This is a genomic window from Streptomyces sp. NPDC047079 (assembly GCF_040643755.1).
Lineage (GTDB): Bacteria > Actinomycetota > Actinomycetes > Streptomycetales > Streptomycetaceae > Streptomyces.
On the sequence record NZ_JBEYUZ010000001.1, the window covers coordinates 554,901 to 579,630 of the forward strand.

Genomic DNA, 24,730 nt, shown 5'->3' on the forward strand with positions numbered 1-24,730 from the left:
GCGGTGAGGTGTCGTAGGCATGACACTGCGCTGGTCCAGACCTCTCGTCAATAGGTCTGGACCAAACCGGGTGCAGTGACAGGTGACAGATATTGAAATCTGTCACCTGTCATGCGATGCTGGACGCACGCTCAACGAGAACCCAGGGAGTTTTCATGCGTACCCTTCAGCTCGGGACCACCGGGCCCCAGGTCTCCGCTCTCGGCCTCGGCTGCATGGGCATGTCCGCCCTCTACGGCGACGCGGACCGGGCCGAGTCCATCGCCACCGTTCACGCCGCCCTGGAAGCGGGCGTGACCCTGCTCGACACGGGCGACTTCTACGCCATGGGCCACAACGAGATGCTGGTCGGCGAGGCCCTGCGCGCCGCGCCGGCCGCCCGCCGCGAACAGGCGCTGGTGAGCGTCAAGTTCGGCGCCCTCCGCGACCCCGACGGAGGCTGGGCCGGGTACGACGGCCGCCCCGCCGCCGTGAAGAACTTCGCCGCTTACTCGCTCCAGCGCCTCGGTGTCGACCACATCGACGTCTACCGCATCGCCCGCCTCGACCCCGACGTCCCGATCGAGGAGACGGTCGGCGCGATCGCCGAACTCGTCGAGAAGGGGTACGTCCGCCACATCGGCCTCAGTGAGGTGGGCGCCGACACCATCCGCCGGGCCGCCGCCACCGCCCCGATCGCGGACCTCCAGATCGAGTACTCGCTGATCTCGCGCGGCATCGAGGACCGCATCCTGCCCACCACCCGTGAGCTGGGCATCGGAGTCACGGCGTACGGGGTACTCTCCCGTGGTCTGATCTCCGGCCACTTCACCCGCGACCGGCAGCTCGCCGCGAACGACTTCCGCTCCTTCTCGCCCCGCTTCCAGGGGGAGAACCTGGACCACAACCTCGGACTGGTCGAGGCGCTGCGCAAGATCGCCGAGCAGAAGGGCGTGAGCGTGGCACAGCTCGCGATCGCCTGGGTGCTCTCGCGCGGTGAGGACATCGTGCCGCTGATCGGCGCCCGCACCCGGCAGCGGCTGTCCGAGGCGCTCGGCGCCCTCGAGGTGACCCTGGACGAGGCGGACCTGGCGGCCATCGAGACGGCCGTACCGGCGGACGCGGCGGCCGGCGACCGCTACCCGTCGATGCAGATGGACCACCTGGACAGCGAGCGGTGACCGGACGGCCGGGTACGGTCTGAGTCATGTCACCGACCACCGAGACCCTGACCGCCGAGCGCATCCTCGAAGCGACCGAGGAGGTGCTGCGCCGCCACGGCCCGGCCAAGGCCACCGTGGTGGACGTCGCCCGCGCGCTCGGCGTCAGCCACGGCAGCGTGTACCGCCACTTCCGTACGAAGGCGGCGCTGCGCGAGGCGGTCACCCAGCGGTGGCTGGACCGCACGTCCGGGGCCCTCTCCGCGATCGCCGCGCAGGACCGCGACCCGGAGGCGCGGTTGCGTGACTGGTTGTCGGCCCTGTTCGACGCCAAGCGGCACAAGGCGGGCGACGACCCGGAACTGTTCGCCACGTTCAGCGTGCTGACCGAGGAGAACAGCCGCGTGGTGGACCAGCACATCGCCGACCTCACCACCCAGCTCACGGAGATCCTCCGCGACGGCGTCGCACGCGGCGCCTTCACGCCGGCCCCCGACCCGGCCACGACGGCCCGGGCCGTCTTCCACGCGACGGGCCGGTTCCACGACCCGGCCTACGCGGGGGAGTGGGGGCGGCCCGGGATCGAGGCGGATTTCGAAGCGGTGGTGGACCTCCTGCTGCGGGGGGTGCGGGCCACCGGCCGCTCCGGTGGCTAGTGCTGCGACCGGAAGGTTCACCGGTTCGCGACGCCCGGCACGGCACCTCGCCGCGTTGTCGCATCACCCGAGTACATCCAGTACGCGGGCGATGCTCCCCCAGCTACCGCTGGGAGGTGCCCCCTGCACCGGACGCCGCGAGCTTTCCGGCAAACCTTTCCGGTCACAGCACTTGGGAGTCTCGTTCGCCCTGATCCGAACGGTCGCAAACCCCCTAGGCGACGCAGAACTCGTTGCCCTCCGGGTCCCGCATCACCCACCAGTGGCCGGCGGGGCCCTTGTTCACCTCCTCGACGCGGGTCGCGCCCAGGGACTCCAGGCGCGCCACCGTGGTCTCACGGGCCTGCGGGCCCGCGTGGAGGTCGAGGTGCAGGCGGTTTTTCGTGCTCCTCGGTTCGGGAACGTCCTGGAAGAGGATGCGGCGTCCCCGGCCGATGCCCGTCTCCTGGTCGTACGGGTCCTCGGGGTGCCGGATCGCGGCGAAGCCCCGGAAGGCGCGGATCCCGTCGCGCTCGGCGACCGCCGCCTGCGGCAGCGTGCCCGCCGCCAGCAGGCGGTCGATCAGCGCGCTGTTGTCCTCCACCGCGTATCCGAGCGCCGCCGCCCAGAAGTCCGCGAGGGCAGGGGCGTCGTGCGTGTCGACGACCAGTTTCCAGTCAAGTGTCGCTGTCATACGAGCAGTTCTACTCCTGCTCCACCGTCGCCTGGTGGGCCTCCGCGAGATGTTCCTCCGCCTTCAGCCACGGCAGGAACTGCGCGCTTCTGCGCCAGCCGCACGTATCGCAGCTGATCGTGCGCTGCACCCCGGTCCGCCGCACCCGCACCACATGCTCGCGCCCGTGCTGGTCCCAGCGGCTTACCTTGCTCGTGTTGATCTGCAGCATGACGCCTCCAGGGAGTACCCGTCCGCTCGCGCAGCAAGGAGTGTGCAGCAACCGGAAGATCAGCGTGTGTCAATGGTGCTTTCCGCACCGTGAGTTCACGGACCGGCCGATGGTCGATCACTGCTCGGACGGTACAGACCACACGACGCGGTCAGTCGAATGCGGCATGACCATCACCCGGCGCATGGTTGGCTGCCGTCGTGGCTGAAGAACTGGAGATCGTCGCATTCGAATCCGCCGAGGCCTTCGAGGAGTGGCTCGGCGAGCGACTCGAGAAGCATGTGGCGATGCTCGCCGAAGGCAAGAAGATCTACCCCTGAGGACCGGCGGTTGAGGGCCCCACCGCCCCGGATCTGCCAGTGCCTGTCCGGCGGACCAGGTGGCAGCAGGGCCACGACGCCTGATCGACCCGGGGATGAGCCGGGGCCCGGTGCTCCCTTCCGGCCGCAGCTCTAGCTGATCGTGCGCGGCAGCCGCAGGCTCAGGGCCACCGTCAGGGCGATTCCGGCCAGCTGGACCAGGAGCGTGGTCACCAGCGCCTCCCGCATGCCCGAGCCGGGCACCAGGGCGAGGAAGAGGGAGCCCAGCGTCGCCACGCCCAGCGCCAGCGCCGACTGCTGAGTGGTGATCATGACACCGCTGCCGACGCCCGCCCGGGCCGGCGGCACCTCGGACAGGATGATCCGCAGCAGGATCGGGAGCTGGAGCGACTGACCCGCACCGGCCACCGCCGCGCCCGGCAGCAGTTCGAACGCGCCCAGATGGGGCCAGGAACGCCAGGCGGCGAGCGCCATCAGCGCCACACCGGCCGCCTGGACCAGTCCGCCGGCCGTCACCACCCGGGTGCCGTAGCGGGCCACCAGTCGCGGCCCGCACAGTGACACCACGAAGAACGCCACCGCCATCGGCGTGAGCGCGAGACCCGCCGGGACCGGACCGAGCCCGGCACCCCGCTGCAACGCCACCGCGATCACGAACATGAACCCGCTGAAGCCGATCGAGAAGGGCACCAGCATGACCAGCCCGCGCCGCAGCGAGGTGAGCGCGAGCAGGCTCGGCGGCACCAGCGGTGTACGGCCCTGCCGGTCCGCCCGGCGCTCCACCGCGTAGAACGCCCAGGCCGCGAACGGGAACACCGCCAGCGCGAGCCAGGTCCACAGCGGCCAGCCCGCCGCACGGCCCTCGGTGAGCGGGACGAGCAGCGTCAGCAGCGACACGGCGAGCAGGACGGTGCCGGGTCCGTCCACCGGCTCGGGGTGGTGCGAACGGGTCTCGGGTACCGCCCGCGCGGCCAGGACCAGGCCGACGACCACGACCGGGACGTTGACGAGGAACACCGAGCGCCAGCCGGTGCCCGCGATGTCCGCGGCCACGAGCACACCGCCGAGGATCTGCCCGGCCACCATGGACAGCCCGGCGGTCGCGCCGTACAGGCCCATCGCCTTGGCGCGGCGCTGCCCGCTGGTCGCCGCCTGGATGGTGGCGAGCACCTGTGGCAGCATCGCCGCGGCCGCCGCGCCCTGGGCGGCGCGCGCCACGACCAGCGTCCAGGCGTCGGGGGCCAGCCCGCACGCCAGCGAGGTGAGCCCGAAGGCCGCCATCCCGCCGAGGAAGAACTCGCGTCGGCCGAAGAGATCGCCCAGCCTGCCGCCGAGGACGAGCAGGACGGCGTACGACAGCCCGTACCCGGAGACGACGAGTTCGAGGACCGGCTCGCTCGCGTGCAGGTCCCCGCCGATGGTCGGGAGGGCGACGTTGACGATGAAGAAGTCGATGAGGGGCAGTGCCGCGCCCAGCAGCACCGTGAACAGTCCGAGCCCGCCCAGGGACGGTGTCGCCACCGGGGAGCGGACGGTGCGGGAAGTGAGAGTCTCGGTCACGCTATCGAGCCTCCGTCGGCCCTCAGCGTGGTACCAGAGTCTCTTTATCCTGGTAGAAGCACTACCTGGCAACAGGGTCCGGTGGGCGGCAGGCTGGGAGCATGGCGACCATGGTGCGGGAGACGGCGACGGTCGGGGAGACCACGGGACGGGACGTACACGCGACGACCGGGCGGGACGTACACGCGACGACCGGGCGGGACGTACACGCGACGACCGGGCAGGAGGTGCGCGCGACCACCGGGCAGCAAGTGGGCGCGGCACCCGTGTCCGACATCCGGCGGCATGAGCTGGCCGCGTTCCTGCGCCACCGCCGCGAGCACATCACCCCCGAGCAGGTCGGGCTGCCCCGCGGCCGGCGCCGCCGTACGCCGGGGCTGCGCCGCGAGGAGGTCGCCCAGCTCTCCGCGGTCGGCGTCACCTGGTACACCTGGCTGGAACAGGCTCGGGACATCCAGGTCTCCGTCCAGGTCCTCGACGCCCTCGCCCGTGCGCTGCTGCTCGACGCGAGCGAGCGGGCGCACCTGTTCAACCTGGCCGGGGCCGTCGACCCCGCGCCCGGCGCGCACTGCCCGTCGGTCACAGAGGCCCAGCGGGCCCTACTGGAGCAGCTGGAGCCGATTCCGGCCTGCATCCAGAACAGCCGGTACGACATCCTCGCCTACAACCGCACGTACGGGCTGCTGCTGTGCGACCTCGACGCCGTCGCGCCGGCCGACCGCAACTGCATGCTGCTCTGCTACACCAACCCCGACTGGCAGGCGTCGATCGTCCTGCTGGAGGAGACCATGCGGCTGATGGCCGCCAAGTTCCGCGCGGCCATGGCCGGTCATCTCGGCGAGCCCGCCTGGAAGATGCTGCTCAAGCGACTGTCGGCCGAGTCCGCGGAGTTCCGCGAGGCGTGGGAGCGGCATGAGGTGGTGGGCTCCCGCAGCAAGCGCAAGCAGTTCCGCAACGCCCACGTGGGTCTGCTGACGCTGGATCACACGGACCTGTGGCTGGGCCCCCACAACGGGCCGCGGATGGTGACGTACGCGCCGGCCGACGGGGGGTCCCGTGCGGGGCTGGAGCGGTTGCTTTCCGTCGCGTTGTCCAGGGAGCGGGCGGCACAGGCGCGTCGTGCTGCCGATGCCGCAGCCGCGCGCCCCCAGAGCTCCGCAGCCGCGCGTCCCTAGAGGGCCGCGACCTCCCGTACCTCTTGCTCCTGGAGCCGCTCCGCCGTGCGTACCGCCGTGCGGCGGCCCCAGCGGCCCGTCGTCAGGGCTCCCAGGGACAGGACCGCGAGGCCGCAGGCGGTGAGGATCCACCAGCCGGGGCGGGCGGCGGACACGAAGGTGTCCCGGTACGGCCCGGCGGAGCCCACGCCCGAGGCCAGAACCGCGCCGACCACCGCGACGCCCAGGGTCTGGCCCAGCTGGCGGCTGGTGGAGGCGATGGCGGCCGCGACACCGGCCTGGGCTCGCGGCATTCCGGAGACGGCGGTATTGGTGATGGGGGCGTTGACGAAGCCGAAGCCGATGCCGAACAGGACGTAGCCGACGAGGAGCGTGGCGTTCGACGTCTCCGCCTCGAACGCGGCGAACAGTACGGCGCTCGCGGTCATCGCGCAGCCCGCGACCAGCAGCGGCAGACGCGGGCCGCGACTGCCGACCAGGCGGCCGGACAGGGGCGCGCACAGGAACGTCGGGACGGCCATCGGGAGCATCCACAGACCCGCGTGCAGCGCGTCCAGGCCGCGTACGTTCTGGAGGTAAAGGGTGGACAGGAAGAGGAAGCCACCCAGGGCCGCGAACGCGCTGATCGCGATCATCGTCGCCCCGCTGAACGGCGCCGAGTGGAAGAAGCGCAGGTCGATGAGGGGTTCGGTGCGGCGGGGCTCGTACCACAGCAGGCCCACCAGGGCCACGAACGCGATGACCGCGAAGGGCAGGACCTTGCCGGGGCTCGAGTCCGGGGCCTCGATGATCGCGTACGTCAGGGAGCCGAACAGGGCGATCACCAGCAGCTGGCCCACCGGGTCGGGGCGGCGGGCCCTGGGAGCCCGGGACTCGGGCACGAAGCGCAGGGTGAGCAGGAGCGCGGCGAGGCCCACCGGCAGGTTGACCCAGAAGATCGAGCGCCAGCCGACCGACTCCACCAGCAGCCCGCCGACCACAGGGCCCGCGGCCATCGATATGCCGACCACGGCACCCCAGGCGCCGATGGCCCGGGCCCGCTCCCGGGCGTCGGTGAAGGTGTTGGTGATGATCGACATGGCGACCGGGTTGAGCATCGAGCCGCCGACCGCCTGCACCATGCGGAACACGATGAGCAGTTCCAGGTTCGGGGCGAGGGAGCACAGCAGCGAGCCGGCGGTGAAGACGACGAGACCCGCCATGAAGACGCGTTTGCGGCCGATCCGGTCGGCCGTGGAGCCGGCGAGCATCAGCAGCGAGGCCAGTACCAGCGTGTAGGCGTCGATGGTCCACTGCAGCCCCGACGTGGTCGCGCGCAGCTCGCGCTGCATCGACGGCAGCGCAACGTTCAGGACGGTGTTGTCGAGGCTCACGATCAGCAGGCTCATACAGCAGATCGCGAGCACCAGCAGGCGCCGGCGGGGGCTGAGCTCGGGCATGCGGCCCATCGTACGCCGATTTCGATAGTGCGGTTAACTAATGACCGATACACGGTCGCCGGATCGCCGGTGCCGGGGACCCGTCGGCGTGCGTGACAATGGGGTAATGCCCACGCCCACGATGAACCCGACGAACGTGATGGACTCTGCGGACTCCGCGGACTCTGCGGACTCCGCGGACTCGGCGCTGCGGATCGGTCCGCACGCCGTCCGGCCGCCCGTCGTGCTCGCGCCCATGGCAGGGATCACGAACGCGCCGTTCCGCACGCTGTGCCGGGAGTTCAGTGGCGGCAAGGGCCTGTTCGTGAGCGAGATGATCACGACCCGCGCGCTGGTCGAGCGCAACGACAAGACCATGCAGCTGATCAAGTTCGACGCGAGCGAGAAGCCGCGCTCGATCCAGCTGTACGGCGTCGACCCGGCGACCGTGGGCAAGGCCGTCCGCATGATCGCGGAGGAGGACCTGGCCGACCACATCGACCTGAACTTCGGCTGCCCGGTGCCCAAGGTGACCCGCAAGGGCGGCGGGTCGGCGCTGCCGTACAAGCGGAATCTGCTGCGGGCGATCCTGCGTGAGGCGGTGAGCGGGGCCGGTGATCTCCCGGTCACGATGAAGATGCGCAAGGGCATCGACGACGACCACCTCACCTACCTGGACGCCGGCCGGATCGCCGTTCAGGAGGGCGTGACGGCCATCGCGCTGCACGGCCGCACCACCGCACAGCACTACGGCGGCACCGCGGACTGGGACGCGATCGCGCGGCTGAAGGAGCACGTGCCGGAGATCCCGGTGCTCGGCAACGGCGACATCTGGTCGGCCGCGGACGCGCTGCGCATGGTGCGCGAGACGGGCTGCGACGGGGTCGTGGTCGGCCGCGGCTGCCTGGGTCGGCCGTGGCTGTTCGCGGACCTGGTGGCCGCCTTCGAGGGACGGACGGAGGAGCTCGCGCGGCCGGCCCTGCGCGAGGTGGCCGACGTCATGGTCCGGCACGCCACCCTGCTCGGCGAGTGGATCGGCGACGAGTCCCGCGGAGTCATCGACTTCCGCAAGCACGTGGCCTGGTACCTCAAGGGCTTCTCGGTCGGCTCGGAGATGCGCAAGCGGCTCGCGGTCACCTCCTCGCTCCAGGAACTGCGGACCGGCCTCGACGAGCTGGACCTCGACCAGCCCTGGCCGTCCGGCGCCGACGGACCGCGCGGCCGGACGTCCGGCAACAACCGGGTGGTGCTGCCGGACGGCTGGCTGAAGGACCCGTACGACTGCGCGGGCATCGCCGAGGACGCGGAACTGGACACGTCCGGGGGCTGAACCGGAGCATCGTCGCCGGTCGCCGGTCGCCGGTCGCCGGTCGCCGGTCGCCGGTCGCCGGTCGCCGGTCGCCGGTCGCCGGTCGCCGGTCGCCGGTCGCCGGTCGCCGGTCCCCGGTCGCCGGTCGCCGGTCGCCGGTCCCCGGTCCTCGGAGCCGGATCAGCCCTTCGACGGGTGCGGGGTCGAGCCGTACGCCGTCAGGAAGCGGTCGCGGAAGGAGCTCATCTTCCACACCGGCGCGTCGTGCGCGGGCCGCAGGCCGTCCGACCAGCCCCAGTCGGCGATCTTGTCGAACACCTTCGGGTCCTTGGCGACGATCGCGCACGGCACGTCACGGCTCGCGTGGTTGCCGCTGACGCGGGAGATCGGCTGATGGTCGCCGAGGAAGACGAGGACCGTGTCGTCGGTGCCGTAGCGCTCGAGCCACTGGGTCAGGGCGGTCACCGAGTACTGCACGGACTTGCCGTACTCCTCCTTCGACCGGGCGGAGTCGGCGATGACGTCCGCCGGGTTGTTGCCCGCCTTCTGGATGGCGTCGAAGACCGAGCCGTCGCCCAGCCGGTCCCAGCCGACCATCTTCGGGATCGGTGCCCAGGGCTGGTGGCTGGAGGTCAGGATGACGAACGACATCAGCGGCTTGTCCCGCTTCCTGCTGTGCTCCAGCTTCTGGAACTGCTCCAGCGCGTACTGGTCCGGCATGGTCGACCAGCTGAACTTCGGGCCCTCGTAGCCCATCTGGAAGGCGTTGTGGACCTTGTCGAGGCCGTACCACTTCGCCTCGGGCCAGCCCTTCTGCACACCCGGCATGATGCCGACCGTGTCCCAGGCCCCGGTCTTCTTGAACGCCTCGGTGAGGGTGAGGTGGTCGCTCGCGCTGACCGTGCGGTAGCGGTTCTGGTTGTTGATCCACAGGCCCGACATGAACGTGGAGTGGCCGAGCCAGCTGCTGCCGCCGTATGTCGCCGAGGTCAGCCAGCCGCTCTTGGCGTGAAAGCCCGCCTTGGCGAGGGCCTGGGTGCTGGTGTCGAGGGTCTTGTCGACGCCGGGCGCCATGATCGGGTCCTCGACGGCGCTCCGGCCGTAGCTCTCGATGAAGGTGAAGATCATGTCCTTGCCGCGCAGATCGGGCACGAGCTGGGACCCCGGGGTGTTGCCGAAGGCGTCGACCTTCGCGGTCCTGGAGAATTCGCGCTCGTCACGGACGGTCTCCCGGATCCGGTCGGAGCGGTACTGGAGCATCGTGACCGTGCGCTCGGCGGCCAGCGGTACGCCACCGGCCTGGAGACCGAGGGCCTGGCAGGTCATCCAGACCACGCTCAGGACGAGGACGGCGCGGGTGGTGGTGGGGCGGTGCCGGGCCATCAGGTTGCTGAGCCGGACGACGGCGAGCGCCGAGACGCCGAGGACGGCAAGGGGGATGACGAGGGCCGCGAGCAGGACACCCAGGGCGCCCGTGTTGCCTAGTGTGTCCTGGAGATAGGAGTACGCGTCGCTGAACAGCGGCCAGTCGAGGATGACGTTGAAGCCGCGGCCGAGGTACTGGTAGAAGCCGACGTCCAGCAGGTTGAGCACGGTCAGCGCGCCTAGCACGAGGCCGCCCAGCCAGGCCGTGATCAGCCGGGGACGCCGGGGCAGCGCGGTCAGCACGACAGTGCCTATGAGCGCCTCCACCGGGAGCCGGGTGAACTCGGTGATCCGGAAGTTCTCCGGCCGGTTGGGCAGCAGGAACGAGACGACGACGAGCAGGCCCGCGAGAACGGTGACGGCGACGCCGATGGCGCGGGCGGCGACGGGGTGACCGTCCTGCCAGCCGCGCAGCCGCCGGCCCCAGCGGGAGGGCGCGGGCCGGGGGTCGGTCGGCGTTCCCTTTTCGGTGTCGGTGTCGGTGTCGGTGTCGGTGTCCGTGCCGGCCGGGCCTTTGGTGTCGGTGACGTCCGTGACCTCGGTGTCGCTCTCGGCGTCGGCCGGGAGTTCGGTGCCGGCCGGGAGTTTGGTGCCGGCCGGGAGTTCGGCGTCGGTGTCCGTGTCGGCCGCGACTTTGGTGTCGGTGACGTCCGTGACCTCGGTGTCGCTCTCGGCGTCGGCCGGGAGTTCGGTGTCGGTGTCGGCCACGGCCGTGACCTCGGTCTCGGCCACGGCTTCGCCTTCCGGCGCGGGAGCGTCAGGCCCGTCCGCGGGCGGGTGCCTCGGCGTCTCCGGCGACTTTCCCTCGGGCGCCCGCTCTTCGGACGCTTCTTCGTTCGGGGGCTGTTCCTCTGACGCCCGCTTCTGCGGCCCCCGTTCCTCGGGTGCCTGTTCCTCGGGCGACGTCTTCGGAGCGGGCGGTGCCCCCTCCGTATCCGGCCGCTCCGCCTGCGCCGGCAGGACCCCGTCGGTGACCGCCCCCGCCTTGTCCGTCGTCTGTCGTTGGCGTGTGTTGAGAGGCAACCCGAGGGTCCTTCCATGCGAAGCCCGTGGTGGAGGGGCGGGCCGCGCTGGGGAGGCCCGGCCCGCCGTCATCCCGTACGGGCCGTCCCGGGCCTGCGTTCAAGCCGACCTCCAAGCGCCCGGCAAACACCCGGCAAACCCGAGGTCAACCAGCCGGACTGCAGGGAGCCCGTGCCGTCGCCGGCATGGCCCCGTGTGGGTGGATCCGGCGAACGCGCACAGGCTGTGGACCGTGCCCGGGAACCTTGTCCGTCCACGCCCTGAGCCTCAGGCGCCCCCGACCGCGGTGAGCAACGCGAGCGGTGTCGCCGCCGAGCGGGACTCCCGGGTACAGGCGTGCGGGTACGGCACCGGCTCCGGATGCGTGTCGCGGCCGTACCCCGCGAGCACCTCCGGCAGCCGGTGGCCCGTGGCCGTGGCCGCCTCCACCAGCGCGTGCGCCACCGTACGGGCCTCGTCGTGCAGCCCGTAGCGGGCCAGGCCCAGTGTGATCAGCGCGTTGTCGTGGGGCCAGACCGAGCCCCGGTGGTACGACATCGGGTGGTACGCCGCCTGGTCCGCGGCCAGTGTGCGCACTCCCCAGCCGGAGAAGAAGTCCGGTTCCAGAAGGCGTCGGCCGACCAGTTCGCCGTACTCCTTGTCCAGCAGGCCCGACCACAGCAGATGCCCGGCGTCCGAGGCCAGCGCGTTCACCTGGTGGCCCTCGCCGTCCAGCGCGAGCGCCGGGAAGGCGTGCTCGTCCATCCAGAAGTCGCGCTGGAAACGGTCGCGCAGGTCCCCGGCCGCCTGTTCGAGGAGTGCCGCGTACACCTCGTCGTCCCACACCGTGCGCGCCAGGTGCGCGGTGCGGCGCAACGCGTCGTACGCGTACCCCTGCGCCCCGGCCGCCATCACCGGCCCGTGGGGGCGGCTGCCGTCGGCGGAGCAGATAGCACCGGGGGAGTCCTTCCAGTTCTGGTTGGCGAGTCCTCCCCGGTCGGCGCGGTAGACGAGGTAGCCGTGCGAGGTGAGACCGCCGTGGTCCAGCATCCAGCCGATCGCCGCCCGGGCGTTGGGTTCCAGACGGCGGGCCGGCCCCACGTCACCGGTCTGCTCGACGTATGCCCCCAGCAGCACGAGAAACAGAGGCGTCGCGTCGACCGAGCCGTAGTACCGCCCGTACGGCACCTGCCCGAAGTGCGCCAGCTCCCCGTGCCGCACCTCGTGGACGATCTTTCCCGGCTGGGCGACCGAACGCGCGCCGACCTCGGTCGCCTGCGTCGCGGCGAGCGCGGGCAGGGTGGCCGCGGCCAGCCGGGGGCGGTAGGGCAGCGCGAAGAGGGACGTGAGGAGCGCGTCGCGGCCCAGCAGCGCGAGGAACCAGGGGGCACCCGCGGCGGGAACGAGCAGCTCCTCGCCGTCGGGGCCGGTCGCCGGGACCTGGAGCGAGGCCAGGTCGGACAGGCCCCGGGCACACGCCGTCGCCAGCTCCGGCCAGCCGGTGGGGAACGCCACGCCCTCCATGAACGCGCCTTCCAGCGCGAGCAGCCGGTCGTTGGCGGCGGCGGGGGTCGCCGGGACATCCGGGTCCCGCGTGGCCCCGTGCGGCCGGGCGGCGACCCGCAGGAGCAGCTCCGCCGAGCCGTGCGGCTGAAGCTCCAGCGCCCAGACCAGGCGGCGGGCGCCTGTGCCTGTTTCCTCCACGCCGTCCGGCGCCGGCTCGGCCGTGACGGTGGTACTGGATCGCCACTCGCCGCGCCGGTAGCCGAACTTCACTCCGTTGTCGAGGACTTGGCGGGAGCGCACGGCACCCGTCTTGGCATACGTACGGTGGTCGGAGCGCAGCTCGAACTGGTCCGCGAAGTCTGCGTCCGCGGTGACCGCCACGCGCACCGTGGTCGGCACCGGGCGGTTGTTGGTGACCCGCAGCGATTCCACGAAAGCTCCGTCGACGACGGCCTGTTCACGGAAGAGGGTGTGCGCGGGCGGCTCCTGCCGGCCGCCGCGTGGTACGAGGACGCAGTGCGCTGTGTCCCCGTCGGCGACCGGCGTGAGCGTCTCGGGCACGGCGCCGTCGACGGTGAGCTGCCACCGGCTCAGATGCCGTGCGTCCCGTACGAACAACCCGGCCGGGGAGTTGCCCCGCACCCCGCTGATGTCGCCGCCGTCGCCCACGGCGGCGAACGTGCCGCCGTGTACGAGCAGATGATGCCGATCCGTCATCCCCGGTCCCCTCCCTTGTCACTCCTGTCGAACGTGCCGGTGCCCATGGGGGACACGCCGTGTCCGGCGGGGGTCCCCTGTTCGGTTTCGCCTACGGGCGTGGGGCCTTGTGCAGTGCGTTGTGCAGCAGATCGAGCGTGAGCGCGGCGGTCCAGCTGAAGCCCATCGCCCCGCATGCCTCGCCGGTGCGGGGGTCGACGTACTCGGCGAAGTCGGAGGTGTCCGCTGTCTCCAGCAGCGCCTCGCGCAGGGCGTCGGCCGCCGCCTGCTGCCTGTGCGTCCGCAGGCCGCGCTCCAGCAGCCAGCCGGTGTTGAACCAGGCCGGGCCGCGCCAGTACCGGTGTGGGTCGAACGCCTCGCCGAGCAGGTCGTAACTCGGGACGAGCCGGGTGGCGCCGCCCAGGCCGAAGTGCGGCCCGGACAGCGTGCGCACGAGCGCGGTCGCGATGTCGTGGGGGAGTGTGGGCAGAAGCAGCGGGATGAGCCCGGAGACAGTGCGCTCGGGGATGAGAGCGCCAGCGAGAGAGCACTGCTCCGGTGCGAGAGCGCCGCTCCGAGAGCGCCTCCCCGCTCCGCGTGCGCTGCTGCGAGAGCGCTGCTCTGCTTCGCGTGCGCTGCTGCGAGAGCGCTGCTCTGCTCCGCGTGCGTCGCCCTGAGAGCGGCGCTCTCCTTCGAGAGCAGTGCTTCGAGAGGAACCGCTCTCCCGGGCCCCGCCCCGCAGATCCCGGCAGAAGAACGTCCCCTCGGCCGGGTCCCAGAGGCGGTCGACGAGTGCCGTCGTCAGACGTTGTGCGCGGGCGTGGCGCGCCGTGCCCGTCGCGCCCAACTCCCGCGCTATCCGGGCCAGTGCGTGCTCCGACGCGATCAGCAGCGCGTTGAACGCCGGGTCCTCCACCGCGAACTCGCCCGCCCCGTCGGCGTATCCGCTGTCCCGGTAGTCCGTCGCCAGCCGCACATACCTCCCGTAGTCCAGGTCCGTCGGGCGGTCCTCGGGTGCGCCGTGGTCCAGGTCGGCGCGGCGGAAGGAGCGGGCCGGGGCCGCGGCGATCCGGGACAGCGGCGCGTCCCAGGCGGGGCTGTTGTCCATGCCCTGCTCCCAGGGGTGCACCACCGAGACCAGCCCGCCGCCGCCCAGGTCCCGGCGGTGCAGCAGATAACGGTGCCAGGCGGCGAGCCGCGGGTAGACGCGGGGCAGGAAGCCGCGGCCCCGGGACAGCCCCGGGTCGGCCCGGTGCACCAGCCAGGCCGCCAGCGCGTGCACCGGTGGCTGCACGATGCCCGAGGTCTGTACGGCGCGCGGGGCGCCCGCAGCGCGCCCCGCGGTCGAGGAGCGCCAGAAGTCGGGACTCGGGAAGTACGCGTCGAGCGGCACGGAGGGGTTGAAGACGATGTGCGGGACGCGCCCGTCCGCCCATTGGGCCTCGAGCAGCGTCTCCAGTTCCGTCTGTGCCCTCAGCGGCGACAGATGGCGCAGGCCGATCGCGATGAACGCGGAGTCCCAGGACCACTGGTGTGGGTACAGACCACGGGACGGCACCGTGGAGGTCCCCGTCCAGTTGCCCTCGAGCACCTGGGCGGCCCTGGCGGGAAGCGTCCCCCAGCGCTCGGAGGGATCGTATGCGGCGGGCCTGGATCGGGCGATCCGGTGCGGACCGGACATCGGGGGCGCGCCGGGGGTGCGCGCGGGACCGGCGGGCTCCGCGCGGCGGGCGGCTAGTTGGGTCGAGCGGTCCACTCGGGCTCCCCGAAAGACGTCCTGCCGAGCGGTTCGGCAGGAGCTACCGTAGGGTTACGTCTATTTAACACGCAGAACTCAATATGTAATGCAGGGTTGATGAACGCAAGGGGGTGCGTATGAGCGGGAGGGCCGGGAAACCGGGCCACCAGGCCAGTGCCGGAGAACTGCTCGCACTGGTGCGCAGTGGCCGCGCCACGACCCGGGGCGCTCTTCAGCAGGCCACGGGCCTGTCCCGGGCCACGGTCGGCCAACGCCTGGACCGCCTCTTCCGGGCCGGCTGGCTGCGCGAGGGCGCGGGCGGGCCGGTCGACTCCCCGCTCGGCGGGCGCCCTTCGATCACCCTGGAGTTCGACGACGCCCACGCCGTGGTGCTGGCCGCCGACCTCGACACCCGGCATGCCCGCGCGGCCGTGGTGTCCCTGGCGGGCGAGATCCTCGCCGAGCACACCGGGATCCTGGTCATCGAGGACGGCCCGGACGCCGTGCTCGGCGAACTGGGCCGTCGGTTCGGCCGGTTGCTGGAGAAGGCGGGTCACCGGGCGCACGAGGTCTGCGGGATCGGGCTCGCCGTACCCGGGCCCGTGGACAGCGACACCGGCCGGGTGGTGCAGCCGCCGATCATGCCCGGCTGGGACGGGTACGACGTGAGAGGGCGCCTCGCCCGCGCCTTCGCCGAGCATGCGCACGGCGCCGGGGAGGTGCCCGTGCTCGTGGACAACGACGCGAACTTGATGGCGTACGGCGAACAGCGCGCCGGGCACCCGGACTGCTCGGCGTTCGTACTGGTCAAGGTGTCCACCGGTATAGGCGCGGGGGTGGTGGTCGACGGCCGTGTCTACCGCGGCATCGACGGCGGCGCCGGGGACATCGGGCACATCCGGGTCCCCGAGGGCGTGGACGCTCTGTGCCGGTGCGGTTCGTACGGCTGCCTGGCCGCGGTGGCGAGCGGAGGTGCCGTGGCGCGCCGGCTCGCGGAGGTGGGGGTGCCGGCCGCCTCCGGCTCGGATGTGCGGGATCTGCTGGCCGCGGGTCACCCGGAGGCCGCCGCGCTCGCCCGGGAGGCCGGACGGCGGGTCGGAGACGTCCTCGCGACGGTCGTGACCCTGCTGAACCCGGGGGTGCTGATGATCGCCGGAGATCTGGCCGGAACACCCTTTCTGACGGGGGTGCGGGAACTGCTGTACCAGCGGGCGTTGCCGCGTTCCACCGCGCACCTGGACGTGGTGACCTCCCGGCTCGGGGAGCGGGCGGGGCTGGTCGGGGCGGGTGCCCTGGTCGTCGAGCACCTCTACGCGCCGGAGCGGGTGGAGGAACGGCTGCTCGCGCTCGGGGTCTGACCCCCTCGGCCGGGTCGAGAGGCGTTCGGCGTCCGGGTCCCGCGAGCCGTGCTTCCGTCCGTACGTACGTCCGCATGGTGAAATGGGGCCGCCTCGCATAGCGTGATTCTCACCACCCCTGATAGGGGTTGCGCTCAGATGAGCGGATCAAGAGCGGCTGCACTTCTCAAAGATTGGCACTCAGTGCCACCCCTTGATCGTTCATCGATCGAAATCAGACGTGCCGAGACCCGCTCATGTGAGCGGTGAAGCGGGGCCTTTGGGTGTCGCCGCGTTCAAGAAGTGAAAACATCGCCCGGTCGGCGCTTGCGAAGCTTTGACTTTCGATCCAGTGGCGGACGAGTGGTTACGGGCGTATGACGGGCAAGTGGACGTACCCAGACGCCTTTGATCTGGGTATGTTCCTCGCCGTCAGGGCAGCCACCGCGTCCTCGAGGAGTCGCGACCGTGTCGGAAAACAAAGATCCCCACGTAACTGAAAACGGCGTGGAGCGCGTGAAGTTCGTTTACGACTTCACCGAGGGCAACAAGGACCTCAAGGACCTCCTCGGCGGTAAGGGTGCGAACCTCGCCGAAATGACCAACCTCGGTCTGCCCGTCCCTCCGGGCTTCACCATCACCACCGAGGCCTGCAAGGTCTACCTGGACAGCGGGGAGGAACCCGCGGCACTGCGTGACGAGGTGAGTGCGCACCTCGCCGCCCTCGAGGAGCGGATGGGCAAGAAGCTCGGCCAGGCCGACAACCCGCTTCTGGTGTCGGTCCGTTCCGGGGCGAAGTTCTCCATGCCCGGCATGATGGACACCGTCCTGAACATCGGGCTCTCCGACAAGTCCGTGCAGGGTCTGGCCAAGCAGGCGGGCGACGAGCGCTTCGCCTGGGACTCCTACCGCCGTCTCATCCAGATGTTCGGCAAGACCGTCCTCGGCGTCGACGGGGACCTCTTCGAGGACGCGCTGGAGAAGTCCAAGGAGTCCAAGAAGGTCACCGACGACACCCAGCTGGACGCGGCCGACCTGAAGAAGCTGGTCACCAAGTACAAGAAGATCGTCAAGACCGAGGCCGGCCGCGACTTCCCGCAGGACCCACGCGAGCAGATGGACCTCGCCATCAAGGCGGTCTTCGACTCCTGGAACGGCGAACGCGCCAAGCTCTACCGCCGTCAGGAGCGCATCCCGCACGACCTGGGCACGGCGGTGAACGTCTGCTCGATGGTCTTCGGCAACCTGGGCCCCGACTCCGGCACGGGCGTCGCCTTCACCCGCGACCCCGCCTCCGGCCACCAGGGCGTGTACGGCGACTACTTGCAGAACGCGCAGGGCGAGGACGTGGTGGCGGGCATCCGCAACACGGTCCCGCTCGCCGAGCTGGAGCGGATCGACAAGAAGTCGTACGACCAGCTGATGCAGATCATGGAGACCCTGGAGAACCACTACAAGGACCTCTGTGACATCGAGTTCACCATCGAGCGCGGCCGGCTGTGGATGCTCCAGACCCGGGTCGGCAAGCGCACCGCGGGCGCGGCCTTCCGCATCGCCACGCAGCTGGTGGACCAGGGCCTTATCGACGAGGCCGAGGCGCTTCAGCGCGTCACCGGCGCGCAGCTCGCGCAGCTGATGTTCCCGCGCTTCGACGAGAGCGCGAGGGTGGAGCAGATCGGCCGGGGCATCGCGGCGTCGCCGGGCGCGGCGGTCGGCAAGGCGGTCTTCGACTCGTACACGGCGGTCAAGTGGTCGCGCTCCGGCGAGAAGGTCATCCTGGTCCGCCGTGAGACCAACCCCGACGACCTGGACGGCATGATCGCGGCCGAGGGCATCCTCACCTCCCGCGGCGGCAAGACCTCGCACGCGGCCGTGGTCGCGCGCGGCATGGGCAAGACCTGTGTCTGCGGCGCGGAGGAGCTGGAGGTCGACACCAAGCGGCGCCGGATGACGGTGCCGGGCGGGCACGTCGTCGAGGAGGGCGACGTGATCTCCATCGACGGCTCGTCGGGCAAGGTGTACCTCGGTGAGGTCCCGGTCGTCCCCTCCCCGGTCGTCGAGTACTTCGAGGGCCGGATGCACGCCGGCGCGGACGACGCCGACGAACTGGTGGAGGCCGTGCACCGGATCATGGCGTTCGCGGACCGCAAGCGGCGGCTGCGGGTGCGGGCGAACGCGGACAACGCGGAGGACGCGCTGCGCGCACGGCGCTTCGGCGCCCAGGGCATCGGCCTGTGCCGCACCGAGCACATGTTCCTCGGCGACCGGCGTGAGCTGGTGGAACGCCTGATCCTGGCGGACACCGAGGTCGAGCGCGAGGACTCCCTGAAGGAACTCCTGCCCCTTCAGAAGCAGGACTTCGTGGAGCTGTTCGAGGCGATGGACGGCCTGCCGGTCACCATCCGCCTCCTCGACCCGCCGCTGCACGAGTTCCTGCCCGACATCACCGAGCTGTCGGTGCGTGTGGCGCTGGCCGAGTCCCGCCAGGAGCCGCACGAGAACGAGCTGCGCCTGCTCCAGGCCGTGCACCGTCTGCACGAGCAGAACCCGATGCTGGGCCTGCGGGGCGTGCGCCTCGGCCTGGTGATCCCGGGCCTGTTCACCATGCAGGTACGGGCGATCGCCGAGGCGGCGGCCGAACGCAAGGCCGCGAAGGGCGACCCGCGCGCGGAGATCATGATTCCGCTCGTCGGCACGGTCCAGGAGCTGGAGATCGTGCGCGAGGAGGCGGACCGGGTCGTCGCCGAGGTCGAGGAGGCCTCGGGGACGCAGCTGAAGCTGGCGATCGGCACGATGATCGAGCTGCCGCGCGCCGCGCTGACGGCCGGGCAGATCGCCGAGGCGGCCGAGTTCTTCTCCTTCGGCACCAACGACCTCACCCAGACGGTGTGGGGCTTCAGCCGGGACGACGTGGAGGCGAGCTTCTTCACGGCGTACCTGGAGAAGGGCATCTTCGGCGTCTCCCCGTTCGAGACGATCGACCGGGACGGCGTGGGCAAGCTGGTCCAGGACGCGTCGAAGGCGGGCCGGGCGACCCGGCCCGACCTGAAGCTCGGCGTGTGCGGCGAGCACGGCGGCGACCCGGAGTCGGTGCACTTCTTCCACGAGGTGGGGCTGGACTACGTGTCCTGCTCCCCCTTCCGGATCCCGGTCGCCCGCCTGGAGGCGGGCCGGGCGGCATCGCAGTCGGAGGGCAGCGACCACCGCTGACACACCCGGGAAGCCACCGGGACCGTCCTCGGTCATCCATGACCCTCACCGGCCCGAGGACGGCCCGGACCACCGAGAGAGGGCGGCACCCCTGTGCGGGGGGTGCCGCCCTCTCGCCGTACCCGCGCCGAGCGCCGCGCGCCCGCTGCCCCTCACACCAGCGCCCGGTCCTCGCTGAGGGCAGCGTTCCGCCCGGGAAACAGGGGTGATGCGGCCGGGTAACGTCGGCGCCGCACGCTGCGGTGCATGACCTCGGACTCGGACTTGCGCGCGGCGATGACCGGCGCCGGACGCGCGGGCAGCCGTACTGCGGGATCTGCGCGTCCTGCCGGTTCGGCGCGTCCTGCCGGTTCTGCGCGCCCTGGCGGTCCCGAGCGTCCCGCTGGTGCTGCCTGTCCCGCTGGTGCTGCCCGTCCCCCTGCTTCTGCCCCTTGGCCCGGTGGGGCGGGTAACCCCAGTGCGCTCGCCAGGCACGGTGAGCGGCCGGCTGACGCCTCTGGTCCCGGCGCTCCCAGCAAGTCCGTCCCGCTCCCGGCGGAGCGCGCCGTCCGCTCCCGGGTCACCCGGCCCGGCCGAGCGGCCCAGGAGGTCCCCCGCTCGGACCGGTCCCTCCCCCTGAACGCCCCGCCGCCGCACCCGCCCACCCCCGATGGAGGCTCCTGATGTCCCCGGACACCCCCACGATCGTGCTCGTCGGCCATGGCATGGTCGGTCAGCGCTTCCTCGAAGCGCTCGCCGAGCGCGGCCTGACCGCCGCGCACCGGGTGGTCGTGCTGGGCGAGGAGCCGCGCCCCGCCTACGACCGCGTACGCCTGACCTCGTACTTCACGGGCACGACCCCCGATGAACTGGCCCTGACCGACAGCGAGTTCCTCGACCGGCACGGTGTCGAGCTGCACCTCGGCGATCCGGCAGTCGCCGTCGACCGGCAGGCGCGGACGGTGACCACCCGTTCCGGGCGGACGGTCCGGTACGACACGCTCGTCCTCGCCACCGGCTCCTACCCCTTCGTCCCGCCCGTCCCCGGCAGGGACGCGACGGGCTGCTTCGTCTACCGCACCATCGAGGACCTGCTCGCCATCGAGGAGTACGCGCGGACGAGGGCGACCACGGGCGCGGTGGTCGGCGGTGGCCTCCTCGGTCTGGAGGCGGCCGGTGCGCTCAAGGGGCTGGGCCTCGCCACCCATGTCGTTGAGTTCGCGCCGCGCCTGATGCCGGTGCAGGTCGACGAGGGCGGTGGCGCCGCGCTGCTGCGCACCATCGAGGGCATGGGCCTGACCGTGCACACGGGCGCGGGCACCCAGGAGATCCTCATCGGCGAGGACGGCGCGGTGACGGGGATGAGGCTGTCCGACGGGTCCGGACTCGCCACCGACATGGTCGTGTTCTCGGCCGGCGTGCGCCCCCGCGACCAGCTCGCCCGTGCCTGCGGCCTCGCGGTCGGCGACCGCGGCGGCATCACGGTCGACGAGAGGTGCCGTGCCGTCGGGGACCCGTACGTGTTCGCGATCGGCGAGTGCGCGCAGGCGGCCGACGGCCGGGTCTACGGCCTGGTCGCTCCCGGCTACGAGATGGCCGAGACGGCCGCCGCCGCGATCGCCGCCGACAAGGCCGACCGGTCCTCCGCGACAATCGCCGCCGACGAGGCCGACCGTTCCTCGTTCACCGGCGCCGACCTGTCCACCAAGCTGAAGCTGCTCGGCGTGGACGTCGCCTCCTTCGGTGACGCGCACGGCACCACCTCCGGCTGCCTCGACATCGTCTACGCCGACGCGCGCTCGGGCACGTACAAGAAGCTGGTCATCGGCCGGGACGGCGAGCTGCTCGGTGGAATCCTGGTCGGCGACGCGGAGGCGTACGGGACGCTGCGCGCGCTCACCGGCTCCGTGCCGCCCGTCGCCCCCGAGCAGCTCGTGCTCCCGGCGGGCTCCGGCGCCCCGGCGCAGCTCGGCCCCTCGGCGCTGCCGGACGAGGCGGTCGTCTGCTCCTGCCACAACGTCACCAAGGGCGCCGTCCGGGCCGCGGTCACCGAGCACCATTGCACAACGGTCCCCGAGGTGAAGAAGTGCACCAGGGCCGGTACGGGCTGCGGCAGCTGCCTCAAGGTGCTGGGGCAGCTGGTCGACGCCGAGCTGGAGGCGGGCGGCGTCGAGGTCGACAAGGGCCTGTGCGGCTGCTTCCCGCAGACCCGCGAGGAGCTGTACGAGATCGTCCTGGCGCTGCGGATCACCTCCTACCGCGACCTGCTGGACCGCTACGGGAGGGAGGGGGCACGGGACGGCGACGGCTGCGAGACCTGCAAGCCCGCGGTGGCCTCGATCATCGCCTCGCTCGCCCCCGCCATCGGCGCCGACGGCCACATCCTGGACGGCGAACAGGCCGCCCTGCAGGACACCAACGACCATTTCCTCGCCAACCTTCAGAAGAACGGCTCGTACTCGGTCGTGCCGCGTGTCCCCGGTGGCGAGATCACGCCGGAGAAACTGATCGTGATCGGCGAGATCGCCCGCGACTTCGGTCTCTACACGAAGATCACCGGCGGTCAGCGCATCGACCTGTTCGGCGCTCGTGTCGAGCAACTCCCGGTCATCTGGGCCCGGTTGGTGAAAGCGGGTTTCGAGTCGGGGCATGCGTACGGCAAAGCGCTGCGCACCGTGAAGTCGTGCGTCGGCCGGACCTGGTGCCGCTACGGTGTCCAGGACTCCGTCCGCATGGCGATCGACCTGGAACTGCGCTACCGGGGCCTGAGGTCCCCGCACAAGCTGAAGTCGGCGGTCTCCGGGTGTGCCCGGGAGTGCGCCGAGGCCCAGTCGAAGGACTTCGGGGTGATCGCCACCGCGGGCGGCTGGAACCTCTACGTCGGCGGCAACGGCGGCGCCACCCCGCGCCACGCGGACCTGCTCGCCCAGGACCTGTCCGACGCCGAACTGGTCCGGCTGATCGACCGCTTCCTGATGTTCTACATCCGCACGGCCGACCGCCTGGAACGCACCTCGGCCTGGCTGGAGCGGATCCCGGGCGGCCTCGGTCATGTGCGTGACGTGGTCGTGCACGACTCGCTCGGCATCTGCGAGGAGCTGGAGGCCCTGATGGCCGCGCACGTGGCCAACTACCGCGACGAGTGGGCCGAGACCCTGGACGACCCCGAGCGGCTGGCCCGGTTCGTGTCCTTCGTCAACGCCCCCGACATCCCCGATCCGGTCGTCGGCTTCGTCTCCGAGCGCGACCAGATCAAGCCCGACCTGCCGTTGCTGTCCATCCGCACGCGCCCACTGGAAGGAACCGCCCAGCGATGACCCTGGCACCCGACAGGACGAGCCTGAGCGTCCAAGTGCGCTTCGGTGAGGACTGGTTGACCATCTGCGACCTCGCGCGGCTGACACCCGGCCGCGGGGTGGCGGCGCTGCTGCCGGACGGCCGTCAGGTCGCCCTCTTCCTCGACCGGGCGGGCAGGCTGTACGGCATCGACAACCGCGACCCGTTCGGCGGCGCAGCCGTCCTCTCCCGCGGTCTGACCGGCACCCACGAGGGCCGGCCGTACGTGGCCTCGCCCCTCCTCAAGCAGCGTTTCGACCTGCTGTCCGGGCAGTGCCTGGACGACGAGAGCGTGCGGCTGGCGACGTACGAGGTACGGGCGGCCTGAACGCGCCGCGGCCCCGGAGGGGCGGGAGGGCCCGTGGGACCCGCAGGATGCGTCAGCGGCTGCCGGTCAGATGCGCGAAGACGACCACGTTCCCCTGGTAGCCCGTGGTCCTCGAGTAGCCGCCGCCGCAGGTGATCACCCGCAGTTCGGGGCGGGGTGCCGCCCCGTAGACCTTCTGGTCGGGGAAGTCTCTCGCCTGGTACACCTCGACCGTGTCGACCGTGAAGACGGCCGTCGACCCGTCGCGCCGGTCGACCTCGATGGTGCTGCCCCTGCTCACCGCCCCGAGGTCGTAGAAGACCGCCGGGCCCTCGGTGTTGTCGACGTGCCCGGCGACGATCGCGGTGCCCGTCTCGCCGGGCTTGGTGCCCGCCTCGTACCAGCCGGCGAGGTTCTTCTCGCGGGCGGGCGGGACGTCGAGGCTGCCCGTCCGTGTCAGCCCGAGTCCCATGAGCGGGGCGTCCACGTGTATCGAGGGGATCCGTATCCGGTCGGGTGGCGAGGGCGGCAGCGGGGACGTGACGACGCGCGCGGGGCCGGTGTCCGCGGCCGTCTGCGGGACCGAGGGCTGCGGCGGCGCGTGCGTCTCGGAGGCGCCGCGCAGCAGCCAGACTCCGGAGCACAGGGCGGCCACCGTGACGGACGCTATGACGACGTCGCCGACCGCGCCGGGCCTGCCGACCTTGCGCACGTGGTCCTCCTTCTGGGCCCGGGGCCGCGTTCCCCGGGGTCCGGGCTCCGGGCCTCGAGGACCCCCTCCGGGCCGCGAGGGGCAGTCGGACCCGGAGGGGGATGGGGGACGGCGGTACCGGCCGACGGACAGTGTGGGGGCGTCCGTCAGATCCCGTCGGCTCTGAGCCGGCGATGCAGGAGCCAGGTACCGCCCGCGGCAGCGACGGCGAGAGCCGCCACACCGGCCGCGGTCTTCACGGGGTCGGGGCCCAGTGCGCCGCCGACCCCCGTCTTCACACTTCCCCGCGGCTGCGTCTGGTCCTTCGCCGCGGTGAGGGTGATCGTCAGATCGCCGGTCACGGTGGTGTGCCGGCCGCCGGAGCACTTGGCGACGATCTCGTACGTTCCCGGCTGCGCGCCCGGTGGGACCCGGAACTGCCCGATCGCGTCCTGCTCGTGTGTGCTGGGCGCGAGGACGAACACACCGGCCCCGACCGCGCTGGCGTCACCCGCCGCCGCGCCCTCCGCGCCGCACGCCGCCGTGTTCACGGTGACCTGGGAGCCGGGGACGGCTGCGGAGGGGTAGACCTCCAGGACCGCGGTGTCACCGCCGTACGCGGGCGCGGAGGCGAGAACCGCGGCGCCGAGGGCGAGCGCGGAACCGGTCAGCAGCCGGGCGGTACGTCGCATCGTTGTGTGCTCCTTGGAGAGGGCACGGCCCGCGGCATCCCCAGCGTGCCGCTGCGTCGGTCGTGCCCTGCTCTTCCGAGGAAAAGGGCACCCGGCCGTCGCCGCTTGCTGACGGTCCGTCAGAAATAGGATGAACGAGTGGCGGCGGAGGCGTCCCAAGGGGCCTTGTGGCCGACGTTTCGGCAGGTCACCGGGGGTTTGGCCGGAATCTCGCGAAAGAGAACCCAAAGGGCGCAAGCGTGCCCGCGAGCGGGTGACGACGAAGCGGCCGCCCGAAGCGGTCGGGCTTCGGGCGGCCGGGCGGGGCCTGAGGCCGGGGCGGCGAGGGCCGGGGCGCGCGGCCGGTCGGG

17 protein-coding genes are annotated in these 24,730 nt (G+C 71.7%); 8 read left to right on the forward strand and 9 right to left on the reverse strand.

Features of this window, described 5'->3' with window-relative positions:
• The first annotated feature begins 155 nt into the window (after window positions 1-155).
• Complete coding sequence (locus ABZ823_RS02440) at window positions 156-1,160, forward strand: aldo/keto reductase (RefSeq protein WP_361652779.1); 1,005 nt, start codon at window positions 156-158, stop codon at window positions 1,158-1,160.
• 26 nt (window positions 1,161-1,186) lie between these two features.
• Entirely contained in the window at window positions 1,187-1,795 is a 609-nt protein-coding gene (locus ABZ823_RS02445) for a TetR family transcriptional regulator (RefSeq protein ID WP_361652781.1), read from the forward strand.
• A gap of 214 nt (window positions 1,796-2,009) precedes the next feature.
• Here ABZ823_RS02445 and ABZ823_RS02450 read toward each other — a convergent pair whose 3' ends face one another.
• The 3 genes from ABZ823_RS02450 to ABZ823_RS02460 all read right to left on the reverse strand — a co-directional run bounded on the left by ABZ823_RS02450 (window position 2,010) and on the right by ABZ823_RS02460 (window position 4,559).
• Window positions 2,010-2,468, reverse strand: coding sequence for a VOC family protein (locus ABZ823_RS02450; protein ID WP_361652783.1), 459 nt, complete (start codon window positions 2,466-2,468; stop codon window positions 2,010-2,012).
• Between the two features lie 10 nt (window positions 2,469-2,478).
• The gene (locus tag ABZ823_RS02455; RefSeq protein ID WP_361652785.1) at window positions 2,479-2,679 is read right to left on the reverse strand and encodes a hypothetical protein; all 201 of its coding nucleotides are present in this window, start codon (window positions 2,677-2,679) and stop codon (window positions 2,479-2,481) included.
• 452 nt (window positions 2,680-3,131) lie between these two features.
• Window positions 3,132-4,559, reverse strand: coding sequence for an MFS transporter (locus ABZ823_RS02460; protein WP_361652787.1), 1,428 nt, complete (start codon window positions 4,557-4,559; stop codon window positions 3,132-3,134).
• Between the two features lie 101 nt (window positions 4,560-4,660).
• Between ABZ823_RS02460 and ABZ823_RS02465 the strand changes: the two genes are divergently transcribed.
• Window positions 4,661-5,734, forward strand: a complete 1,074-nt coding sequence (locus tag ABZ823_RS02465; protein ID WP_361652789.1) for a helix-turn-helix domain-containing protein — start codon at window positions 4,661-4,663, stop codon at window positions 5,732-5,734.
• Here ABZ823_RS02465 and ABZ823_RS02470 read toward each other — a convergent pair.
• Complete coding sequence (locus ABZ823_RS02470; protein WP_361652791.1) at window positions 5,731-7,173, reverse strand: MFS transporter; 1,443 nt, start codon at window positions 7,171-7,173, stop codon at window positions 5,731-5,733. The genes ABZ823_RS02465 and ABZ823_RS02470 overlap by 4 nt on opposite strands.
• A 139-nt stretch (window positions 7,174-7,312) precedes the next feature.
• Between ABZ823_RS02470 and dusB the strand changes: the two genes are divergently transcribed.
• Window positions 7,313-8,482, forward strand: a complete 1,170-nt coding sequence (gene dusB / locus ABZ823_RS02475; protein WP_361652857.1) for a tRNA dihydrouridine synthase DusB — start codon at window positions 7,313-7,315, stop codon at window positions 8,480-8,482.
• Between the two features lie 159 nt (window positions 8,483-8,641).
• Here the strand turns inward: dusB and ABZ823_RS02480 are convergent, their stop codons facing one another.
• The 3 genes from ABZ823_RS02480 to ABZ823_RS02490 form a co-directional block, all read right to left on the reverse strand.
• Window positions 8,642-10,300 carry a CDP-alcohol phosphatidyltransferase gene (locus tag ABZ823_RS02480; protein WP_361652859.1) on the reverse strand — a complete coding sequence of 553 codons (1,659 nt, stop codon included), beginning with the start codon at window positions 10,298-10,300 and terminating at the stop codon, window positions 8,642-8,644.
• 876 nt (window positions 10,301-11,176) lie between these two features.
• On the reverse strand, window positions 11,177-13,111 hold the full coding sequence (locus ABZ823_RS02485; RefSeq protein ID WP_361652793.1) for a glycogen debranching N-terminal domain-containing protein: 1,935 nt from the start codon (window positions 13,109-13,111) through the stop codon (window positions 11,177-11,179).
• A 91-nt stretch (window positions 13,112-13,202) separates the two neighbouring features.
• Window positions 13,203-14,846, reverse strand: a complete 1,644-nt coding sequence (locus ABZ823_RS02490; RefSeq protein ID WP_361652795.1) for a hypothetical protein — start codon at window positions 14,844-14,846, stop codon at window positions 13,203-13,205.
• Between the two features lie 119 nt (window positions 14,847-14,965).
• Between ABZ823_RS02490 and ABZ823_RS02495 the strand changes: the two genes are divergently transcribed.
• The 4 genes from ABZ823_RS02495 (at window position 14,966) to nirD (ending at window position 23,018) form a co-directional block, all read left to right on the forward strand.
• On the forward strand, window positions 14,966-16,186 hold the full coding sequence (locus tag ABZ823_RS02495; RefSeq protein WP_361652797.1) for an ROK family protein: 1,221 nt from the start codon (window positions 14,966-14,968) through the stop codon (window positions 16,184-16,186).
• A gap of 495 nt (window positions 16,187-16,681) precedes the next feature.
• Window positions 16,682-19,375, forward strand: a complete 2,694-nt coding sequence (ppdK, locus tag ABZ823_RS02500) for a pyruvate, phosphate dikinase (RefSeq protein WP_361652799.1) — start codon at window positions 16,682-16,684, stop codon at window positions 19,373-19,375.
• Window positions 19,376-20,037: 662 nt separating this feature from the next.
• Window positions 20,038-22,671 carry a nitrite reductase large subunit NirB gene (gene nirB / locus ABZ823_RS02505; protein ID WP_361652801.1) on the forward strand — a complete coding sequence of 878 codons (2,634 nt, stop codon included), beginning with the start codon at window positions 20,038-20,040 and terminating at the stop codon, window positions 22,669-22,671.
• A complete protein-coding gene (gene nirD / locus ABZ823_RS02510; RefSeq protein ID WP_361652803.1) occupies window positions 22,668-23,018 on the forward strand; it encodes a nitrite reductase small subunit NirD in 351 nt (116 codons plus the stop codon). Before nirB ends, nirD begins: the two co-directional genes overlap by 4 nt.
• 52 nt (window positions 23,019-23,070) lie before the next feature.
• Here nirD and ABZ823_RS02515 read toward each other — a convergent pair whose 3' ends face one another.
• Window positions 23,071-23,709, reverse strand: a complete 639-nt coding sequence (locus tag ABZ823_RS02515) for a class F sortase (RefSeq protein WP_361652805.1) — start codon at window positions 23,707-23,709, stop codon at window positions 23,071-23,073.
• 146 nt (window positions 23,710-23,855) lie between these two features.
• Window positions 23,856-24,380 carry a hypothetical protein gene (locus ABZ823_RS02520; RefSeq protein WP_361652807.1) on the reverse strand — a complete coding sequence of 175 codons (525 nt, stop codon included), beginning with the start codon at window positions 24,378-24,380 and terminating at the stop codon, window positions 23,856-23,858.
• Window positions 24,381-24,730 lie beyond the last annotated feature (350 nt).

Excerpts from the sequence above, each read along its gene's own strand:
- ABZ823_RS02470 (WP_361652791.1), bottom strand. The coding sequence starts at position 7,173 with ATGCCCGAGCTCAGCCCCCGCCGGCGCCTGCTGGTGCTCGCGATCTGC.
- ABZ823_RS02495 (WP_361652797.1), top strand. The coding sequence starts at position 14,966 with ATGAGCGGGAGGGCCGGGAAACCGGGCCACCAGGCCAGTGCCGGAGAA.
- dusB (WP_361652857.1), top strand. The coding sequence starts at position 7,313 with ATGGACTCTGCGGACTCCGCGGACTCTGCGGACTCCGCGGACTCGGCG.
- nirD (WP_361652803.1), top strand. The coding sequence starts at position 22,668 with ATGACCCTGGCACCCGACAGGACGAGCCTGAGCGTCCAAGTGCGCTTC.
- ABZ823_RS02440 (WP_361652779.1), top strand. The coding sequence starts at position 156 with ATGCGTACCCTTCAGCTCGGGACCACCGGGCCCCAGGTCTCCGCTCTC.
- ABZ823_RS02445 (WP_361652781.1), top strand. The coding sequence starts at position 1,187 with ATGTCACCGACCACCGAGACCCTGACCGCCGAGCGCATCCTCGAAGCG.
- ABZ823_RS02465 (WP_361652789.1), top strand. The coding sequence starts at position 4,661 with ATGGCGACCATGGTGCGGGAGACGGCGACGGTCGGGGAGACCACGGGA.
- ABZ823_RS02455 (WP_361652785.1), bottom strand. The coding sequence starts at position 2,679 with ATGCTGCAGATCAACACGAGCAAGGTAAGCCGCTGGGACCAGCACGGG.
- ABZ823_RS02485 (WP_361652793.1), bottom strand. The coding sequence starts at position 13,111 with ATGACGGATCGGCATCATCTGCTCGTACACGGCGGCACGTTCGCCGCC.
- ABZ823_RS02450 (WP_361652783.1), bottom strand. The coding sequence starts at position 2,468 with ATGACAGCGACACTTGACTGGAAACTGGTCGTCGACACGCACGACGCC.
- ABZ823_RS02520 (WP_361652807.1), bottom strand. The coding sequence starts at position 24,380 with ATGCGACGTACCGCCCGGCTGCTGACCGGTTCCGCGCTCGCCCTCGGC.
- nirB (WP_361652801.1), top strand. The coding sequence starts at position 20,038 with ATGTCCCCGGACACCCCCACGATCGTGCTCGTCGGCCATGGCATGGTC.